The following is a 19,054-nucleotide window of genomic DNA, read 5'->3' as shown; positions in this document are numbered from 1 at the left end:
GCTGTTAAAAGGTGCTACGGAATTGCGACTCTCATCGCAGAAAAATTAGAAGGAGTGCCCTTCTAAACTGGCCGGGAGATATTAGCGAATGCGCAAACGTTTTACATAGTGAAATACAACAGGATTGCGAGGTACATCGCACTATTTAAATAATTACCTGCTATGGCGCGCGAAGCCTCTTTGACCCATTTATTTTCCCCAATCACTCTGGTTACTATTCACGGTTAAACAGAAAAGCCCCGATTTCTCGAGGCTTTGCTTCTCTCAACCGCAACGTGGCCGAGGAGTCAGAAACGGCGGACAAACTCATCGAGCGGCAGCTCGCGCAGTTTGCGTGCTTCCAGCATGGGAGTACCGAGATAGAGGAAACCCACCAGCTGATCCTCTGCCGCCAGTCCCAATCCCTTGTTGATCTGCTCATCGAAGATAAACCAGCCGGAGCGCCAGATGCCGTTGAAGCCCTGCGCCTGCGCCGCCATCTGCATCGCCATCAGGGCACAACCTGCAGAGAGCTCCTGCTCCAGTTTCGGCACCTTGGGGTGATCCTGATAACGGGTTGCCACGGCGACGACCAAGGGCGCCCGCAGTGGCGCTTCGCTGCACTTCTTGATGCTCTCTTCATCTTCGCCACGGGCACGGGCCGCCTCGGCCAGCAGCTTGCCCAGCCGTTCGCGCCCATCCCCTTCAAACAGAATGAACTGCCAAGGGGTCAGGGTGCCGTGATCCGGCGCGCGCAGGCCCGCCTTGAGGATATTGTCGAGCACCTCACCGCTCGGGGCGGGATCGGCGAGACGGCCACAGGAGTGGCGATTGAGCAACAGGGTGAGGGCATCCATGGGCAATTCCTTCTCTGGGGCAATGATGGCGCTACCTTAGCACAGCACCGAATGAAGAAAACCCCTGAGGCTCAGGGGTTTATCGCACTATAAAGGACAAGAGAGCACAGTTGGCTAGATGACCGCAGCCAGTTCGGCGCCCTGTCTGATCGCTCGCTTGGCATCCAGCTCGGCAGCCACGTCGGCTCCGCCGATGATATGCACCGGCTTGCCTGCCGCCTGCAACCCGGCCTGCAGTTCTTTAAGGGGCTCCTGCCCGGCGCAGACGATAACCTGATCCACCGGCAGACACTGCTTGGTCTCGCCCACCTGAATGTGCAAGCCCTCGTCATCGATCCCCAGATATTGCACCCCGGAGAGCATCTGCACCTTGCGGTTCTTGAGCACAGTACGGTGGATCCAGCCGGTTGTTTTGCCAAGTCCGTCACCCACCTTGCTCTCCTTGCGCTGGAGCAGCCAGATCTGGCGCTCGGGGGCGTCGATTTCAGGAGCCGTGAGGCCACCGCGCTCGCCAAGCTGTTTGTCGATGCCCCACTCCTTGAGCCAGTGATCACGGTGCCCATCGGCATCCATCTCCACCTTCTTCTCTACCAGATACTCAGCCACATCGAAACCGATGCCGCCAGCGCCGATCACCGCCACCTTCTGGCCGACCGGTTTGTGATCCCGCAATACATCGAGATAACTCATCACCTTGGGATGCTCGATCCCCGGAATATTGGGGGTGCGCGGACGAATACCGGTAGCGAGGATCACCTCGTCAAAACCGCCGCCGAGCAGGCTCTCGGCACTCTGGCGCTGGCCGAGATAGAGCTCGACGCCGCACTTCTCCAGCCGTTTGGCAAAATAACGCAGAGTCTCGTGAAACTCCTCCTTACCCGGGATCTGCTTGGCAAAATTGAACTGGCCGCCGATTTCGCTGGCCTGATCGAACAGGCTCACCTGATGACCGCGCTCGGCAGCGTAACAGGCGAACGCCAGGCCAGCCGGGCCCGCCCCCACTACCGCCAGCTTCTTGGGCTGGGGCACGCGGCCAAAAGTCAGCTCGGTCTCGAAACAGGCGCGAGGATTGACCAGACAGGAGGCTCGCTTCTGCTTGAACACATGGTCGAGGCAAGCCTGATTGCAGGCGATGCAGGTGTTGATCTCGTCCGCACGGTTCTCGGCCGCCTTGATGACAAACTCGGGATCCGCCAGGAAGGGGCGCGCCATGGAGACCATATCCGCCTCGCCCCCCGCCAGAATCCGCTCGGCCACCTCGGGGGTGTTGATACGGTTGGTAGTGATAAGCGGCACCTTGAGATGCTTTTTCAGCTCGGCGGTCACCCAGCTGAAGGCGCCGCGCGGCACGCTGGTGGCGATGGTGGGAATGCGCGCCTCGTGCCAGCCGATGCCGGTGTTGATGAGGGTCACCCCCACCGCTTCCAGCGCTTTGCCAAGGGCAATCACCTCTTCCAAAGTCGAGCCCTGCTCCACCAGATCCAGCATGGAGAGGCGGAAGATAATGATGAAGTCGGTGCCGACCCGCTCGCGGATGGCGCGGACAATCTCCACCGGGAAGCGCATCCGGTTTTCACTGCTGCCGCCCCAGCCATCGGTGCGCTTGTTGGTGCGCTCGCAAATGAACTGGTTGATGAGATAACCTTCCGAGCCCATCACCTCGACGCCGTCATAACCGGCCGCCTTGGCCAGCGCTGCTGTAGCCGCGAAGTCGCGAATAGTGCCGCGGATCTGCCGCTCGCTCATGGCGCGTGGCTTGAACGGGGAGATGGGGGCCTTGAGGGCACTCGGCGCCAGACTGAACGGATGATAGGCGTAACGACCGGCATGGAGGATCTGCAGCGCAATCTTGCCCCCCTCCTGATGCACGGCGCTGGTCACCTTTTTGTGCTTGCTCACCTGCCAGGGGAAGCTCAGCTGGGAGCCGTGAGGTACCAGCCGACCGCGCAGATTGGGGGCAATGCCGCCGGTGACGATAAGGCCTACTCCACCACGGGCGCGCTCGGCATAAAAGGCAGCCAGCTTGTCAAAACCGCCCTTCTCCTCTTCGAGGCCGGTGTGCATGGAGCCCATCAACACACGGTTGCGCAGTTGGGTAAAACCAAGGTCGAGCGGGGTCAGCAAGGTCGGATAGCGGCTCACGATGCCTCCAGTTAATTTTTTGTTATCAAACTGAGGCTAGAGTAAAGAATCGAAAATTCTTTTTCAAACAAATGTTTGGACAATTTTTCAGCGAACAGCCGTGCCCTGAACGAAGATAGGCGGGATCCGCCAGTCGGAAATGGCAATTTCGCCCGCAACTGGTTAATAATGGCTCTTCTCTACCCATTAACAGGGCGATAACGCGACTATGTCTATTTTCAAAGGTCTGGGTTGGTTGTTCCGCAGCCTGTGGCGCCTGCTCAATTTCACCCGGCTGATGCTGGTCAATCTGCTGTTTCTCATCGTAGTGCTGGTCATCGTCTTCAGCGTCAGCCAGAAAGAGGCCCCCAAGGCGCCCATCGAAGGGGCGCTGACCCTCAATCTCATCGGCGTGCTGGTGGAGCAACGCTCCCAGACAGATCCCACCGTACAACTGCTGCGCCAAATGGACAGCAGCGATGAGCAGCCGAGCGAGATCGTTCTCTCCGACCTGCTGTGGGCCATCAAGAGTGCCAAGGATGACGAGCGCATCAAGGCGCTGGTGATCAAGCCACAAGGGCTGCAGGGAGCCAACTTCACCAAACTGCAGGAGGTGGCGAGCGCCATCGACTCCTTCCGGGAGAGCGGCAAACCGGTGATCGCCATGGCCGACTTCTACACTCAAGGCCAGTACCTGCTGGCGGCCCACGCCGATCACGTGCTGCTCAACCAGAGCGGCGCCGTGGTGATTGAGGGGCTTGGTGTCTACCAGACCTACTTCAAGTCGGCGCTGGAGAAGCTCAACATCACCCCGCATGTATTCAAGGTCGGCACCTACAAATCCTTCGTCGAACCCTATACCCGCGACGAGATGTCCCCCGAGAGCAAAGAAGCAAACCAGCGCTGGCTGGATCAGCTGTGGCAATCCTATGTGGCTGACGTAGCCGAGCAGCGGGAGATCGAACCCGATGCGGTCGCACCGGGCAAGGAGCGCTTCCTCGAGCTGCTGCGCAAGGCCGGTGGCAATGCCGCCAACTATGCCCTCGACAACGGTCTGGTGGATCAGCTGGCCACCCGCGACGAGATGACCCAGGCGGTCATTAAAGAGGTGGGTGAAGCGGACGATCATGGCTGGAAAGGGGTCGGCCTGAAAGAGTATCTGGCTGCCATTCCGGAACAATATCCCCAGAGCGGCAAGGATGAGGTGGGTCTGGTGGTCGCCAGCGGCGCCATCATGGATGGCGTACAGCCTGCCGGTACCATCGGCGGTGATAGCCTCTCCGATCTGCTGGCCGATGCCCGCCGCGATGACAAGGTTAAAGCCGTGGTCCTGCGGGTTGACAGCCCGGGCGGCAGCGCCTTCGCCGCCGAGCAGATCCGCGCCGAGCTGCTGGCCCTGAAACAGGCTGGCAAACCGGTTGTGGTCTCCATGGGCAGCTATGCCGCCTCCGGTGGCTACTGGATCTCCGCCGATGCGGACAAGATCTTCGCCTCCCCGACAACCCTCACCGGCTCCATCGGGGTATTCGGCATGTTCGCCACCATCGACAAGGCGTTGGCCCAGTTCGGCGTGCATACCGACGGGGTTGGCACCACAGATTACGTCGGCGTCGGCCCGACCCGCGCCCTGCCGGAGCACGTCAGTCAGGCTATCCAGCTGAGCGTGGAAGATACCTACCAGCGCTTCATCGGTCTGGTCAGCAAGGGCCGTGGTCTGAGCCCGGACGAGGCCGAGAAAGCGGCCGAAGGGCGAGTCTGGACCGGCGAAGATGCCAAGGCCCTGGGGCTGGTGGACGAGTTCGGCAATCTGGATGACGCCATCAAGGCCGCCGCCGAACTGGCCAACCTCAAAGAGTGGCAGGTGACCCCCATCGAGCAGGAGGAATCCACCAAGGACAAGTTCCTGCGCCAGCTGTTTGACAGCAGCGCCCAAGTGCTGGCCCCTCAGTTGCAGAGCTGGCTGCCGGCAGGATTTGGCAAGGCATTGGTGGAAGTGAACCGCAGTCTCGACCCGCTCACCCGCTTCAACGATCCGCAAGGCACCTACGCCTTCTGCCCGGTCTGCGTGCAGTAAGCAAGCGGTGACTCCCCCATAAAAAACGGCGACCATCTGGTCGCCGTTTTCATTATTCAGCCAGTGCGCGCGGCACCGCCAACTTGCTCAATCAGGGATTGAGGCGGGTCGGCATACCACTGCGCTGTTCCAGCACCTGCTTGACCACGTTGGAGTCAGACTCGGCGTGAGCGATGAAGCGGGTGATGGCCGGTGTCATCGGGAGCGGCACGGAGGCGGTGGAGTTGAACTCCTCCTCGGTGCGCGACAGCGGCTCGTGTACTTCCATGTAGCGACCGCCATCCGGCTCGACCGTGGTCTTGACCGGCTGGTTGACGAACTGGACGCGGGTGCCGACCGGCACGTTGTCGAACAGATACTTGATGTCGTCAGCGCGCAGACGCACGCAACCGCTGCTCACCCGCAGACCGATACCGAAGGTGGCATTGGTGCCGTGGATGGCATAGAGGTTGCCGATATAGAGGGCGTGCAGACCCATGGGGTTATCCGGACCGGCTGGCCATACTGCCGGCAGAGTCTTGCCCTGGGCGGCATAGCGGCGACGGATGTTCTCGGTCGGGGTCCAGGTCGGGTTGGCGCGTTTGCGCTCTACCTTGGTGATCCAGTTCTCCGGGGTGTTTACCCCCAGCTGACCGATGCCGATGGGCAGCACTTCCACCACGTTCTTCCCTTTCGGGTAGTAGTAGAGACGCATCTCGGCAACGTTGATGACGATCCCTTCGCGGGGCGCGTTGGGCAGGATCAGCTGGTGGGGAATGATCAGGGTGCTACCCGCCTTCGGCAGATAGGGATCAACGCCCGGGTTGGCTTCCATGATGTTGGTCAGACCCAGCTGGAAGTCAGCAGCGATCTGCTCCAGCGGACGGTTGTCCGCAGGCACCACGTATTCCTGGTTTTCACCGATCAGGCGGCTGTTGGCCGCAGGCAGACGGTACTCGACGGCGGCAGCCTGCTGGCTGACCAGCGCAAAAGTGCATAAAAGGGCCGAAGCGGCAGTGCGAAGGGGATTCATAAAATTCCTGTGTGGTTTCCTGTACCAAATGGGCCGGGGGCCGTCTCATCCTCGGTCTGCCGGTGGCGGGTCAACCTGCCCCACGACGCCAATAACCGAGCGCGCATTCTTTCCTGAGTCGGCCAAAATTTCAACTTCCATATGTTGCTTTTCTTGTTAAAAGTAGCCGTTTTCGATGTGACGCTTATCAACAGGGCAAAAGCCACACTGGCAAGTCGCAGCAAAGAGAAAGATGAATGGCACGGCCCGCCTGGCAGCGAGCCACCCAAGCCCCCGTCAACCACAGCGCAGCGCCACCTTGCTTCACGGTTGCAGCAGTGGTTAAAACGTTTGTCGCATCTGGGGAGATAGACCAATGTCGACGGAGGCTCTTTATTGGCATGAAGAGGGATAAAACCGTGCGTCGGCCACCCGCCGGTGCTGGCAGCCACCATAAAAAAACCGCTCCGAAGAGCGGTTAATGGAGCCACCAGGCAACCATAAAAGGGACTACAGGTAGTTGTCATTGGAATTACTGGACGGCTGCCTCTCCGGTGCCACTCTGCTCTTTGAGGAAGCTGATCCACGGAGATGCCCGACCGCTGACGTTGCCATTCTGAGCCGCCTGGGTGAAGGCGTTGAGGGCCTCCTTCGGCTTTTGTTGCTCAAAATAGGCGACCCCGGTCAGGAACTTGAGATCCGCACGCTGTTCACCATTGGCATTGGCTGCCGGTTTGGCGGCCAGCGCCACCAGATCCTGATAGCGCTTGCTCTGGATCATCATGCGCGCCATTTTCAGCTGCAATTCGGCGCTCGGGGCCAGCTGGTAGGACTTGGCCAGGGTGTCGATGGCCGGATCCAGCTCCTTGGCCTGATGCCAGTAGTTGGCCAGGGTCTTGTAATTGCTGGCGCTCTGCTCAATCACCCCGTCCTTCATCCCCTTCTCCATCACCCGTGCGGCGCGATGGGGAATGCCGGTGAAGGCGAGGTAGTTGGCGAGGCGCTGCAGCTCGGCGGCCTCGGTCAACATGCCGAGGTTGTAGGCCGACTCCAGCGCCGCCAGCGCCTTGGCATCGTTGCCTGCCTGCATATGCATGGCCGACAGCTGGGTCCAGTACTTCTTCTTCTCCGGGAACATGTTGACCAGAGAGGTCAGCACCTCGGTCGCCGGTTTGTACTGTTTCAGCTCGTAGTGAGCGCCCATCTTCAGCAGATACCAGGACTCCGGCGCTTTACCTGCCGACAGCTTGATCGCCTGATCCACCGCCGGGATCGCGTCACGGTACTGCTTGAGCTGCACGTGGGCGTTGGCCAGCGTGATATAGGCATGGGAGTTGGGCTTGTCATCCTTGCCCTGGTTGGCAAACCACTCCTTCATGGTCTTGATCGACCCCTGATAATTACCCTCCGCCATATAGAGCTGGGCCAGGTTGTAGCGCACCTGCTGGGCCACCGGTGGCGGCAAGCCACCTGTCGCGATGGCATCGGCAAAGTACTTGGTCGCCTGACCGTATTTCTCCTGCTGGGCGGCTACGAAACCGAGAGTCTGCAATATGACCCCCTTGTCGTAGACCCGCTCGCCCGCGCCGGAGAGCGCATCTTGCAGCTTGGCATTGGCCTCACCGTATTTCTTCTCGGTGATCAGCTCCTGCGCCTTGTTGACCGCCCGATAGGCCCGATCCGACAGGGCCGGCTGCTCGGCGGCCCAACTGGCGGTGCTGAGCAGCACCGCCATGGCGACCGGGGCGAGGATCATCTTGTGTAACTTGTTCATCGCCACCTTCCTTAGTTGACCGCAAACTCGATCTCTTGCTGCATACGGCTCGCCTGCGGCTTGCCATCCACCATGGCCGGTTTGAACGTCCACTTGGCGATGGTTTTGCGCGCCTCTTTGCCTAGGTCATAGCTGCGCGGCTCTTCCTTGACGATCCGCACGTTGCTGACGGTGCCGCGCTCGGTGACGGTGAACTCCACCAGCACCTTGCCGGAGGCCAGCCCCGCCAGAGCCGCCTTGCGGGGCATCATGGGCTCGAAGGTTGCCAGCGGAATAGCGCCGTTGTTGCCACCAACGCCGCCACCACCGCCGCCGGTGCTGTAGGCACCCAGCGCGTTGCCACCACCGATGTTGACCGGGATGTCGAGCTTGGGCATGTCCATCGGCGCGCTCTCCATCTTCGGCCTATCCGTGCTGGCCACCTCCATCTCGGGAGGCGGCGGCGGACGCTTGGGCGGCGGCGGTTTGGGCAGCTCCCGCTGTTTCTCTTGCAGGGTCTCCTGGGGCTTGAGGCGGATGAAATCGGTCATGGTGACGTCATCCTTCTCCACCAGCTCCCGGTGATCCGGTGTGATCAGCTTGTTCATTCCCAGAAACAGAAAGAACACCACCACACAGGAGACCGCCAACGATATCAGGTATCTCATAGGTCTCTCTCCGGCATCAGCTGCTCTTGTCTGCCGCGATGGAGATGTTCTGGACACCGGCCATGCGGATCTGATCCATGACCTGCACCACCAGACCGGAACGGGATTCGTTATCGGCCTGGATCACCACGGCGCTCTCCGGGTTTTCGGCCCGCAGCCGCTCGATGTTGGCGCGCACCGCACCGACCTCGACCACCCGCTTGTCGACCCAGACCTGACCGTTTTCGCGCACCGCGACCATGATATTGCCCTTCTTCACCGTCTCGGCCGTGCTGGCACTGGGACGGTTGATCTCGACACCGGATTCCTTGACGAAGGAGGTGGTGACGATGAAGAAGATCAGCATGATGAACACTATGTCCAGCATGGGGGTCAAATCGATAGCCGCCTCGTCAGCACCGCTGTCGCTGTAACGTTTTCTCATAGCAGAAACTCCTTGCTTGTTCTGTGCCCCCGGCAGGCCATGCCTCGCCGGGGGTATGCATCCTGCATCAACCGTGTTTCAGGTTGTCTTCCAGCTTTTGCACCGCCAGTTTGGCCTTGTGATCGAGCTGGTTGACAAAAAACAGGCCGGAAAGGGCGGCGATCATGCCCGCCATGGTCGGTACCGTTGCCTTGGAGATCCCCGATGCCATCGCCCGCGGCGAACCGGTGCCGGTGATGGCCAAAGTGTCAAACACCTGCACCATCCCCACCACGGTCCCGAGCAGCCCCATCAACGGGCAGAGAGCGATCAACACCTTGATGACCGGCATCCCCTTGTCCACCGCCATGGCGACCCGTGAGACCAGCTCGCGCCGGATCTGCTTGGCAGACCAGGAGAGATGATCGGTGCGGGCCAGCCAGGTGGCCTTGGTCTGCTTCACCTGCTTGGGGTAGACCGCCATGAAGTAGAACCAGCGCTCCAGCAACAGGGCCCACATCATCAGGGTCAGGAAGAACAGGGCGACCAGTACATCGCCCCCCAATCCCAAAAACCGGCGGACCGACTCGACTTCTTCAATCAACCAGAACCACATGGGTGACTCCTTACGCTGCGGCTTTGGAGGCGTGCAGACGTTCCTGATAACGGGCGACGAAACCGGCGCTCTGCTCTTCCAGCACCTGGATCAGACGACGGCTCTGGGTCTGCACTATGGTGTAGAGGAACAACATGGGCACGGCGACGACCAGCCCCTGCATGGTGGTCACCAGCGCCTCCGAGATACCGCCCGCCATCAGCTTGGGATCGCCGGTACCGAACAATGTGATGGCCTGGAAGGTGGCAATCATCCCCACTACGGTACCGAGCAGGCCCAGCAGCGGCGCGACCGAGGCGATCAGCTTGATGATGCTGATGCCCTTCTCGAACTTGGGCACGTTGCGCAGGATGATCTCGTCGAGCTTGGACTCCAGATCCTCGATGTTGTCACCGCGATGGCTCTGGTAGGCTCCCAGCATGTCACCAATGGGGTTGCCCTTGATGATCTGATCGGATTTCAGCTGCTTGCGCATGGACGAGCCGATCAACGACAGGCGGATACCGCAGAAGATGGCCAGCAGGGTACCTATGACCCCCAATGCCAGGATCACATAACCCACGGAACCACCCTGATCGATACGCTCCTTGAGGGTCGGGGACTGTACCAACAGGGAGAGGATCACGCCGCGAGACGGGTCGATAAAGATGGGTTTGACCCCGTCACCGCCCTGTTCAAACTCGGCGATCGGTTCCAGCACCCCCTTGTCAGGTTGACGGGAAAGCTGCTCGAACTTGCCGGTCTCCGGCACGAAGGTGAGGTACTTGCCTTCGGAGACCGTGTTGAACTCACCGATCTGGGTGACCGTCTTCTCGGCCTGGTTGCCTTCGCCGTAGACCACGGTCGCCGGGATCTGGCTCACCTTGCCACCGTCCACCATGCGGCTGAGGGTGGTGGTCCAGAACGCTTCCAGATCGTCGCTGGAGGGGAGCTCTTTACTCTCGGCCAGACGGGTCAGCAGCGCGGTCTGTTCCGGATGCTCGACCCGACGGGCGGAGGCGTTGAAGATCCCCTTGAACTCACCGGCGAACTGACGCAGTACGCCGAACATCTCGCCCATGTTGCCGGAACGCTGGCGCAGGGTTTCGGTCAGTTCGGTCAGCTGCTTGTCGTTGGCATCAAAGGTCGCCTTGAGCTGCTCGCCCTTGGCGGTTTCGGCTGCCAGCTCGGCCTTGGCCTTGGCCAGCAGCGCCCCCTGCTCGTTCTTGTCAGCCAGGAAGCGGGCTTCCCGCTCCTTGTTGAGTTGGGATTCGCTCAGGCTGGAGGCCTTGACCTGGTTCAGCAGCGCATTGAGATCCACCGGTTTTTCGGCGGCGGTCACCGGCAGGGTGACCAGGGTTGCTCCCGCAATCAGGGAGGCAATCGCAAGTTTGATTCCTTTCATGATGCTTTCTCCGCAGTTTGAACCGGCAGCTTGATCAGCGCGGGAGGCGCCTGCTTCTTGGCGATGCGAAGGCCCTGTTCAACCGCACTGCGATACTCCTGGGGCAACTCTTCCCACTGGCGAGTCTTCTTGTTCCACATCCCGGTTTCATTGCCATCCGGGGATTGATAAAGCAGCGCGATGCGGCCAACGCGCAGGAACTCGTAGGTCTTCTCGCTGCCATCCTTGTCCAGGCTCGCCTTGTAGGCCTCGATGGTGCGGCTGAAGCCCTCCTCGATCTGGTAGGCCTCCAGGATCTTGCGGTATTTCTCGGAGATGGTGACATCGGCCCGGTTCATCAGGTCGGTCAGAGCCGCCACGCGGTCCTCGCGCTCGACCTTCTGGAACGGCAGATCCAGTGACACAAACTGCTCGAGGGAATCGATCATCTTGAGCATCAGGGGCACCACTTCGGTGCTGGTCTGGTCGATCTGGGCGATCTGCTTTTGCATCGACGCCAGCTCGGCGCTCTGGGACTCGACCATCTTGCTCACCTGCTCGTTGTAGGTGCGCAGACTGTCGACCTGACGCAGGGCGGCCTTGTACTGGGCCAGTGCGGATTCGGCAGATTCGGCATAGCTGTCGATCTTCTGCTGGGAAACTTTGGATGCGTTGTCGGTGGCGGCTTGAGCGTCCACGGCCTGACCGGCAGTGGCGGCACTCAGATTGAAGCTGGTCAACAAGGCGGCCGAAACCAGGCTGCCAAGGAGCGCTTTCTTCATTGTAATGGTCCTTGTCTTCATAGGATTACCCTATCTCCGTAACTTCCTTGGACGTTGGGCACAGCCGGCCCGACCGGGCCGGCTGAGGTTGTATATCAACAGGGTTGATTAGAACTTCTGGGTGTAGTCGATGTAGTAGACGCGACCGTCGATGCCGTAGAGGTATTCATCGTAAGTGAAACCATCGTTGGACAGGGAAGGCCCGCGGTTGAACATGTTCTTCACACCGGTCTGGATCTTGGCATTCCAGCTGGTATCAACCGCCACGTTCAGGTTCCAGATTGTGTTGGAAGCGATATGGCCCTCTTCCTTGTCATCCACATAGTCCTGACTCTGGGAGTCGATATAGTTGGTGCTCAGGTAGGTATCCAGATTCCACAGCTGCGGGAAGTTGGCACCGATCCCGGAGTTGAAGCGGAAGTCGGGTTTGCCATTCCAGCCCTTCTTGTCGACCATTGGGCCACCAGCAAACAGGCCTTCCTCATATTTCAGGATGTAGCTGCTGCCAAAGTCGTAACGCAGGGTGAAGGAGTTGAAGTCGTACTTGTAGTCCGCCTTGAAGTCGATACCACTGGTCTTAAGCTGCCCCAAGTTGACCATGCCGGCATAGACCTTCTCGACATCGCCGTTGGCATCACGGATGACGTTCGGGTTGCTGCCGGTATTGAGCTCCTGATAGAACTGGGTCTGGGTGTTAGCCAGCTGGATCACGTCATCAATCTTGATGTAGTAGTAATCGAGCGACAGGTTCAGGTTGTCCAGCGGGTTGTAAGCAGCACCGATGGTAAAGGTGTCAGCCGTCTCTTCCTTCAGGTTCTTGTTGGATTGACGTGTTGTCTCGTACTGCGCTTCGGAACAGTTGGCAATGCCATTGGCCTGGCAGTAGACATAGTCCTTGGCAAAGTCCGCTGACTGGGCATCCGCCGCATAGAGATCGTTAAGACCCGGCGCGCGGAAAGACTGGGACCAGGAGGTACGGAACATCAGCTGGTCGAGCGGTTGATAACGCAGACTCGCTTTGGGCGAGAAGGCGCTGCCAAAGTCGCTGTACTTGTCATAACGACCCGCCAGGTTCAGTTCGATCTGCTCGGTGATGGGGATCAGACTCTCGATATAGGTGGCAAACACATCGCGCACACCACCACCGGAGTTACCGGATGAACCCAGTACGTTACCCGCTTCGGACTGGCTGTCATAGGTATCGGAGTAAACCCAATCGTTATACTCGGCCCCAAGATACCAGCTGACCGGGCCAGCGGGCAGTTCGCCCATATCCCAACCTACACCGCCGTACCACTGGAAGAAGTCCATCTTGGAATTGCGGCTGGTGGTATAGGAGAGATCCTTGGTAGCCGCATCAGAGAAGCTGCCATTAACGAACTTGCCGGTATTGACCTGAGTTTCCACAGCGGGGGCCAGCACATACCCATTACCAGTACTCTGGTTATCTGTTTTGGAATACATGTAACCGGCATTCCATTCCAGATCGCCTACCGCTTCGGTCGGCACCACCCCTTCAAAACCCAGGTTCAGGGTACCGGTCAAGTCAGTCACATCGTTGTCACGGGGACCGACGTTGTTAAAGCGGTAGTAAACGGTCGCGGCCTTGGCGGTGCTGAAGTTGTTGGCAGACAGCACTGCTGCGCTTTCAGGGGTGGAACCATCCACGGTAAAGGCACCGGCAGCTGGCGCGAAGCGGCCAAAACTGGTGACGCGGGAACCAATCATCTGTGGCACGAAATCCACATTGTCGTTGATATGGTAGCGCCCGTTGAGATAGACGGTATCGCGGGTACGAGAAGCAGTCTTGGCAGCGACCTGGGCAAAGTCGAAGCGGCAAGCCGTGCCCTTGGTGACGAAACCGGTGCCGGTACCTTCACAGTCAACTCCCTTCAGGGTACGGGTAACCGTCTTGCCGGTAGTGGCATCCACTCCCTTGATATTGCGGCCATAGAGACTCGGAGCAGTTGCCCCCTCTTTCGCCAGATAGTCGCGATCCTTGTAATAGATCTCGTCTTTCACATCGTGCTCGTAGACCATCATCAGGGAGCCTTTCTCACCCGAGATGCCGCTAACGATGGAACCACTCTGCTCGTCACCACCCTCTTCGGTCGGTGAACCAATACGTCCCTGGAAAGTCAGCCCTTCGAAACCCTCTTTGAGGATCACGTTGATAACGCCGCCAATGGCATCAGAGCCATACAGGGCGGAGCCACCGTCCAGGTTCACTTCCACCCGCTCAACCGCCGCCATGGGGATGGTGTTGAGGTTGATGGCAGTGCCGCCCATGGAGGGAGAACCGGCGATACGCTTGCCATTAAGCAGCACCAGCGTGCGATCTTCACCAAGGCCACGCAGCCCTACTGTGGCTTGTGATTGGGCGGAACTACCGGAGGATGGGGAGAAACCACCAAAGGAGTTGTAGGAGGCCTGTTTCAGATAATCGGCCACAGTCTGCTGACCAGACTGTTCAATTTGGGCCTTGCTGACAGAGACAACCGGAGTCGCCCCCTCAACATCAACACGGGAGATACGGGAGCCAGTGACTTTGATTTTCTGCAGTTTTTCGACGTTCTGCCCTTCTTCGGCAGATACGGATGGGGCCGCCGCAAGGCTCGCCAAGGCGAACGCAATCGCAGCAGAGATTCTGCTCTTCCTAAGCATCGCTTATATCCTTCCTGGTTGTTTATTGTTTGCTTCCTGATACCGCCCTCTTTGGAGCGATGTGTAAGGCTTATCAATCTTTGACTAGCGACGTCAATGGAGCTGGGGGGCGGCGAGGTCGGACGTAGAATAAGCGGAGTGTATTAATTTTGACCGGCATAATTAGTGAATAATTCTGCCAAAAACAGCTTGCGCAATGTAAAGACATTGTTAAATGGCGTAAATGGCGCTGAATTAAAATTTGATGAACTTATTAGTTAACGTGCTGTCCGTTTATATCTTATTTTGATTTATCGGCATTAATAAGAATAAAACACTAACTTCATGAGGGTTGCACCTGACCGCTCCCATGGGGATAACAGATAAAATCGTCGAGATGATATCGTTTTCCTTCAATTTCACCGCTCAAACAAAAACACTATTAATCAATAACTTAAAAACACCAAAAACTCAAACAAACAGCTGTTTATATTTTTTAAAATAATGTTGAGCAGTAGCGTTTTGTTTTGATTTTCACTTTTCAGATAAAAAACGTCATTTTTCGGTGCTTTTGGTCTCAGCGGGTCATTTGTCCCAGTTTTCCATTTCCTTGTACTTGATTTTTGTTGCAGAGCTTTTACAGTGGCCAAGCGGATTGTCTGCTGTTTGGCAACCAATCCAGCGCGTAATGCCAGGAAGGACAGGCCCGTCACCGGATTTGACTGGCCGCAAAAAAGAACAACAAGGACGAGGTTCCACCATGCTGTCGTATTTCCTACGCCGGATGCTTTTGATCATCCCGACGTTTCTCGGTATCACCCTGCTCGTCTTCACCATCACCCGTTTCGTGCCGGGCGGTCCGGTCGAACGCATGCTGCTGCAAGCCCAGGTTTCCCAGAATGAATCCGGCCGCTCCAGCGGCAGCAAGGGGGCGCAGGCCCTCTCCGATGAACAGATCGAGGAGCTCAAGGCCTTCTATGGCCTCGACAAGCCCATGCTGGTCGCCTACTGGGAGTGGCTGCAGAAGCTGGCGGTGCTGGATCTGGGCGAATCGACCCGCTACTACGAGCCGGTGTGGGATCTCATCAAGGAGCGGCTCCCCGTTACCGCCTTCTTCGGGCTGGCAACCTTTCTGCTGAGCTATGCAGTCTCCATTCCGCTGGGGGTGGCGAAGGCGCTCAGACACAACAGCCGCTTCGACTCGTTGAGCTCCATGCTTATCTACATGGCCTATGCCCTGCCCGCCTATGTGGTGGGGATCTTCCTCATCACCGTCTTCGCCTTCCATCTGGAGTGGCTGCCGATGGGCGGTTTTCCGGGGGATGATTTTGAGTACATGGAGAGCAGCTGGGATCAGATCCGCACTGTCTTTGCCCACGCCCTGCTGCCGCTTATCGCCTACGCCATCGGCGATTTCGCCATCCTTACCATGACCATGAAAAACAGCCTGATGGAGAACCTGTCGGCCGATTATGTGCGTACCGCCGTGGCCAAGGGGTTACCGTTTCGCAAGGCGGTCACCGACCACGCGATGCGCAACAGTCTGATCCCCATCGCCAGTCACCTGGGGTCTGTGCTCACCGTTTTCTTTGGCGGCTCCTTCCTCATCGAGACCATCTTCAACATCGACGGTATCGGCCTGCTCGGTTACGAGGCGATCGTCGAGCGGGATTACCCCACCGTCATGGGCATTCTGGCCATCACCTCCATGCTGATGCTGATTGGCAATATCGTCTCCGATATCTGTGTTGCCCTTGTTGATCCGCGCGTGCGGTTTGGAGACTGACCATGAAGCTCAATCCGGTTACCTTGAAAAAACTCAAGCGCTTCAAGTCGATCAAGCGCGGTTACTACTCCTTCATCATCTTCACCACCCTGGTGCTGCTCTCCCTGCTGGCGGAGCTGCTGGTCAACAGCCGGGCACTGATGGTGAGCTATCAGGGCCAGCTGCATTTCCCCACCTATGGCGATGTGATCCCCGGTCAGCAGTTCGGGCTCGATTACGAGTACGAAACCAACTACCGCCAGCTCAAGGCCAAGTTTGCCGCAGAGGGCCAGGGCGACTGGGTGCTGCTGCCGCTAGTCCCCTGGAATCCCTACGAGCAGGATTTCAAGGAGGATGCCTACCCACCCTACGCCCCCAGCGCGGCTGAGCGCCACTTCCTCGGCACCGACACCAGCGGCCGAGACGTGCTGGCGCGACTGGTTTACGGCTTTCGTATCGCCATCGGCTTTGCCTTTATCGCGCTGGCGGCCAGTTACGCCATCGGAGTCACCATCGGCTGTCTGATGGGCTTTCTCGGCGGCCGCTTCGACCTCATCCTGCAACGCTTTATCGAGATCTGGTCCCAAGTGCCGTTTCTCTACGTCATCATGATCCTGGTGTCGCTTGCCAAGCCCAACTTCGGCCTGTTTGTCGCCATCAACGTGCTGTTCGGCTGGATGGGGATCACCTGGTATATGCGTACCCTCACCTACAAGGAGCGGGCGCGGGACTACGTGATGGCGGCGCGGGCGCAAGGGGCGACCACCGGGCGGATCATCTTCAACCACATCCTGCCCAACACCCTGATGATGATCGTCACCCTGGCGCCGTTCGCCGTGGTGGGCAATATCTCCACCCTGACGGCCCTCGACTATCTGGGCTTCGGGCTGGCACCGCCGACCCCGAGCTGGGGGGAGCTGCTCTCCCAGGGCATCAACAATCTGGATGCCATCTGGATAGTCAGCTCGGTGGTGGCCGCGGTGAGTCTGGTGCTGATCATGGTCTCCTTTATCGGCGAGGCGATCCGCGAGGCGTTCGATCCACGCAAATTTACCCGTTACCAATAAGCCAGCCGATGCCAGCGCATCGGCAGGCGCCGGATAACGAACAGTGATAAATGAAGGACGGGCCGCCGCCATCGGCGGTCCCGGGAGCAAGGGATAATCCCGTTATCAATCAAGACCCCCAGTGCAGGGGCCAGACCTGGAAGTCAAACATGAAAAATAAAATCAAATGGATAGGTGCTCTCTTTGTGCTGTTAAACGGATCCTGGGTCTGGGCGGCCAGCCTGCCCGCGGATCTCAAATGGGAGACCAACGACACGGATCCTGTGTTCGCCTCCCCCAAGGCGCTGCCGGGCGGCAACCTCAATATGTTTGTGGAGAGCTTTCCGCTGACGTTCCGCACCGTGGGGCCTGACTCCAACGGATCGTTCCGTTCCTTTATTCTCGATAACCAGTTGCGACTCATCAGCTTTCACCCCAATACCGGCAACCCCATCCCCTCGCTCGCGACCCACTGGGCCATCGCGCCAGACAGCCAGACCGTCTACTTCAAGCTGGATCCCCGCGCCAAATGGTCGGATGGCAAGCCGGTCAATGCCGATGACTACACCTTCGGCTACGAGATGATGCGCTCCAAACACATCAAGGGGCCCTGGTTCAACAACTACTACACCACTGAAGTAGTGGCGGTAGAGAAGATCGATGATCACACCATTATGGTCAAAGCGGGCAACCGCAAGGCCAAGATGGACCTGCTCAACACCACCGAGCTGTGGCCCCAGCCCAAGCACTACTACAAGCTGACCCCCAACTGGGTGAAGCAGTACAACTGGGCCGTGGTGCCCACCACAGGTCCCTACGTGATCAGCGACGTCAAGAAGGGCAAGTCGGTTACCTTCAGCAAGCAGAAGGATTGGTGGGCAAAAGACGATCGCTATAACCAGCACAGATTCAACATCGACACCATCAAGGTGCAGGTGATCCGCGACCACAACATCGCCTTCCGCCACTTCCTGAAAGGGGAGATCGATACCTTCGAGATGATCCTGCCCAACTGGTGGCATGAAAAAGCGGTCACCCCGGAGTACAAAAAAGGCTACGTGCAGAAGGTAATGGCCATGACCGATACCAAACAGGGCGGTCAGGGTGTGCACCTCAATGTGGCCAACCCCAAGCTGGCGGATGTGAACGTGCGCCTCGGCATCCAGCACGCCTTCAACATCGACAAGATGATCGAGACCGTGCTGCGCGGCGATTACGACAGAGCCACCACCTTCGACTCGGGCTTTGGCGAGTTCACTGACATCACGCTGCCGGAGCGGGCTTATGACATTGGCAAGGCGCGGGAGTACTTTGCCAAGGGCGGCTACAACAAGCCGGGGCCGGACGGCATCCTGCAAAATGAGAAGGGTGAGCGGCTGACGCTGGCGCTCACCTACACCAGTCAGGAGCACTCCAAGCGACTGACCGTGCTGAAAGAAGAGGCCAAGAAAGCGGGTCTGGATCTGGAGCTCAATCTGGTGGATGGCGCCACCGGCTTCAAGGTGATGCTGGAGAAGAAACACGAGGCGGCCTGGCTCGGTTGGGGCGGCGGCGGTCTCTATCCGCAATATTGGGAGTTTTTCCACTCCGCCAACGCCAACAAACCGCAGACCAACAACCTGTTCAACGTGGCTGACAAGGAGCTGGACGCGCTGATCGACGCCTACAACGTCGAATTCGACATGGCCAAACGGGCCAAGCTCTCCCAGCAGATCCAGCAGCGCATCTATGACCTCGCCATCTTCGTGCCCGGGGTGCAGCTCAACTATGTGCGGGCCAGCAGCTGGCGTTATGTGATGCTGCCGGAAGTTCCTGCCACCAAGAACACGCCGGATCTGCTCTACTGGCCGATGGACGGTTATCCTCACAGTAGTGGCGGTCTGCTCTGGCTCGATCCCAAGGTGAAGGAAGAGACCCGCAACGCCAAGGAGGCAGGGGAGGCGCTGGCGCCCATCAACCTGCTCGACAAGACCTATGCACGTCATTGATATTC

14 protein-coding genes are annotated in these 19,054 nt (G+C 58.6%); 4 read left to right on the top strand and 10 right to left on the bottom strand.

The features are described 5' to 3' along the window. Positions 1-287: 287 nt before the first annotated feature. Complete coding sequence (locus AB5Y83_RS11200; protein WP_139432473.1) at positions 288-836, bottom strand: NAD(P)H nitroreductase; 549 nt, start codon at positions 834-836, stop codon at positions 288-290. 114 nt (positions 837-950) lie between these two features. Then, positions 951-2,978: an NADPH-dependent 2,4-dienoyl-CoA reductase gene (locus AB5Y83_RS11195; protein ID WP_139432475.1), complete on the bottom strand. Its 2,028-nt coding sequence runs from the start codon at positions 2,976-2,978 to the stop codon at positions 951-953. Between the two features lie 208 nt (positions 2,979-3,186). On the opposite strand from AB5Y83_RS11195, the gene sppA reads away from it, so the two are divergent. Beyond that, a complete protein-coding gene (gene sppA, locus AB5Y83_RS11190; RefSeq protein WP_368175170.1) occupies positions 3,187-5,031 on the top strand; it encodes a signal peptide peptidase SppA in 1,845 nt (614 codons plus the stop codon). Positions 5,032-5,122: 91 nt separating this feature from the next. On the opposite strand, the gene AB5Y83_RS11185 is transcribed toward sppA, so the two are convergent. The 8 genes from AB5Y83_RS11185 to AB5Y83_RS11150 form a co-directional block, all read right to left on the bottom strand. Continuing rightward, positions 5,123-6,043 carry a L,D-transpeptidase family protein gene (locus AB5Y83_RS11185; RefSeq protein ID WP_199415950.1) on the bottom strand — a complete coding sequence of 307 codons (921 nt, stop codon included), beginning with the start codon at positions 6,041-6,043 and terminating at the stop codon, positions 5,123-5,125. A gap of 511 nt (positions 6,044-6,554) precedes the next feature. Further along, positions 6,555-7,796, bottom strand: coding sequence for a lipopolysaccharide assembly protein LapB (locus AB5Y83_RS11180; protein WP_021230403.1), 1,242 nt, complete (start codon positions 7,794-7,796; stop codon positions 6,555-6,557). An 11-nt stretch (positions 7,797-7,807) separates the two neighbouring features. Then, complete coding sequence (locus AB5Y83_RS11175) at positions 7,808-8,443, bottom strand: energy transducer TonB (protein ID WP_005343441.1); 636 nt, start codon at positions 8,441-8,443, stop codon at positions 7,808-7,810. A gap of 16 nt (positions 8,444-8,459) precedes the next feature. Next, positions 8,460-8,867: a biopolymer transporter ExbD gene (locus AB5Y83_RS11170; RefSeq protein WP_005338933.1), complete on the bottom strand. Its 408-nt coding sequence runs from the start codon at positions 8,865-8,867 to the stop codon at positions 8,460-8,462. A 67-nt stretch (positions 8,868-8,934) separates the two neighbouring features. Beyond that, entirely contained in the window at positions 8,935-9,462 is a 528-nt protein-coding gene (locus tag AB5Y83_RS11165; RefSeq protein WP_005338936.1) for a MotA/TolQ/ExbB proton channel family protein, read from the bottom strand. Between the two features lie 10 nt (positions 9,463-9,472). Then, positions 9,473-10,846, bottom strand: a complete 1,374-nt coding sequence (locus AB5Y83_RS11160; RefSeq protein WP_350237090.1) for a MotA/TolQ/ExbB proton channel family protein — start codon at positions 10,844-10,846, stop codon at positions 9,473-9,475. Further along, entirely contained in the window at positions 10,843-11,607 is a 765-nt protein-coding gene (locus tag AB5Y83_RS11155) for a DUF3450 domain-containing protein (protein WP_100654455.1), read from the bottom strand. Before AB5Y83_RS11155 ends, AB5Y83_RS11160 begins: the two co-directional genes overlap by 4 nt. 108 nt (positions 11,608-11,715) lie before the next feature. Beyond that, positions 11,716-14,271, bottom strand: a complete 2,556-nt coding sequence (locus tag AB5Y83_RS11150; RefSeq protein WP_368175169.1) for a TonB-dependent receptor — start codon at positions 14,269-14,271, stop codon at positions 11,716-11,718. A gap of 739 nt (positions 14,272-15,010) precedes the next feature. On the opposite strand from AB5Y83_RS11150, the gene AB5Y83_RS11145 reads away from it, so the two are divergent. From AB5Y83_RS11145 to AB5Y83_RS11135, 3 genes are all read left to right on the top strand, one after another. Continuing rightward, entirely contained in the window at positions 15,011-16,036 is a 1,026-nt protein-coding gene (locus tag AB5Y83_RS11145) for an ABC transporter permease subunit (protein WP_031227629.1), read from the top strand. 2 nt (positions 16,037-16,038) lie between these two features. Further along, positions 16,039-17,082, top strand: coding sequence for an ABC transporter permease (locus AB5Y83_RS11140; protein ID WP_005349432.1), 1,044 nt, complete (start codon positions 16,039-16,041; stop codon positions 17,080-17,082). 149 nt (positions 17,083-17,231) lie between these two features. Continuing rightward, positions 17,232-19,049 (top strand): extracellular solute-binding protein, encoded by a 1,818-nt coding sequence (locus tag AB5Y83_RS11135; protein ID WP_368175168.1) that lies wholly within the window; start codon positions 17,232-17,234, stop codon positions 19,047-19,049. The last annotated feature ends 5 nt before the right edge of the window (positions 19,050-19,054 follow it).

It is taken from the genome of Aeromonas sp. R5-4 (assembly GCF_040908215.1).
Taxonomy (GTDB): Bacteria; Pseudomonadota; Gammaproteobacteria; order Enterobacterales; family Aeromonadaceae; genus Aeromonas; species Aeromonas veronii.
Note: the sequence above shows the minus strand (reverse complement) of the source record. Positions and strands in the feature narration are given on the sequence as shown.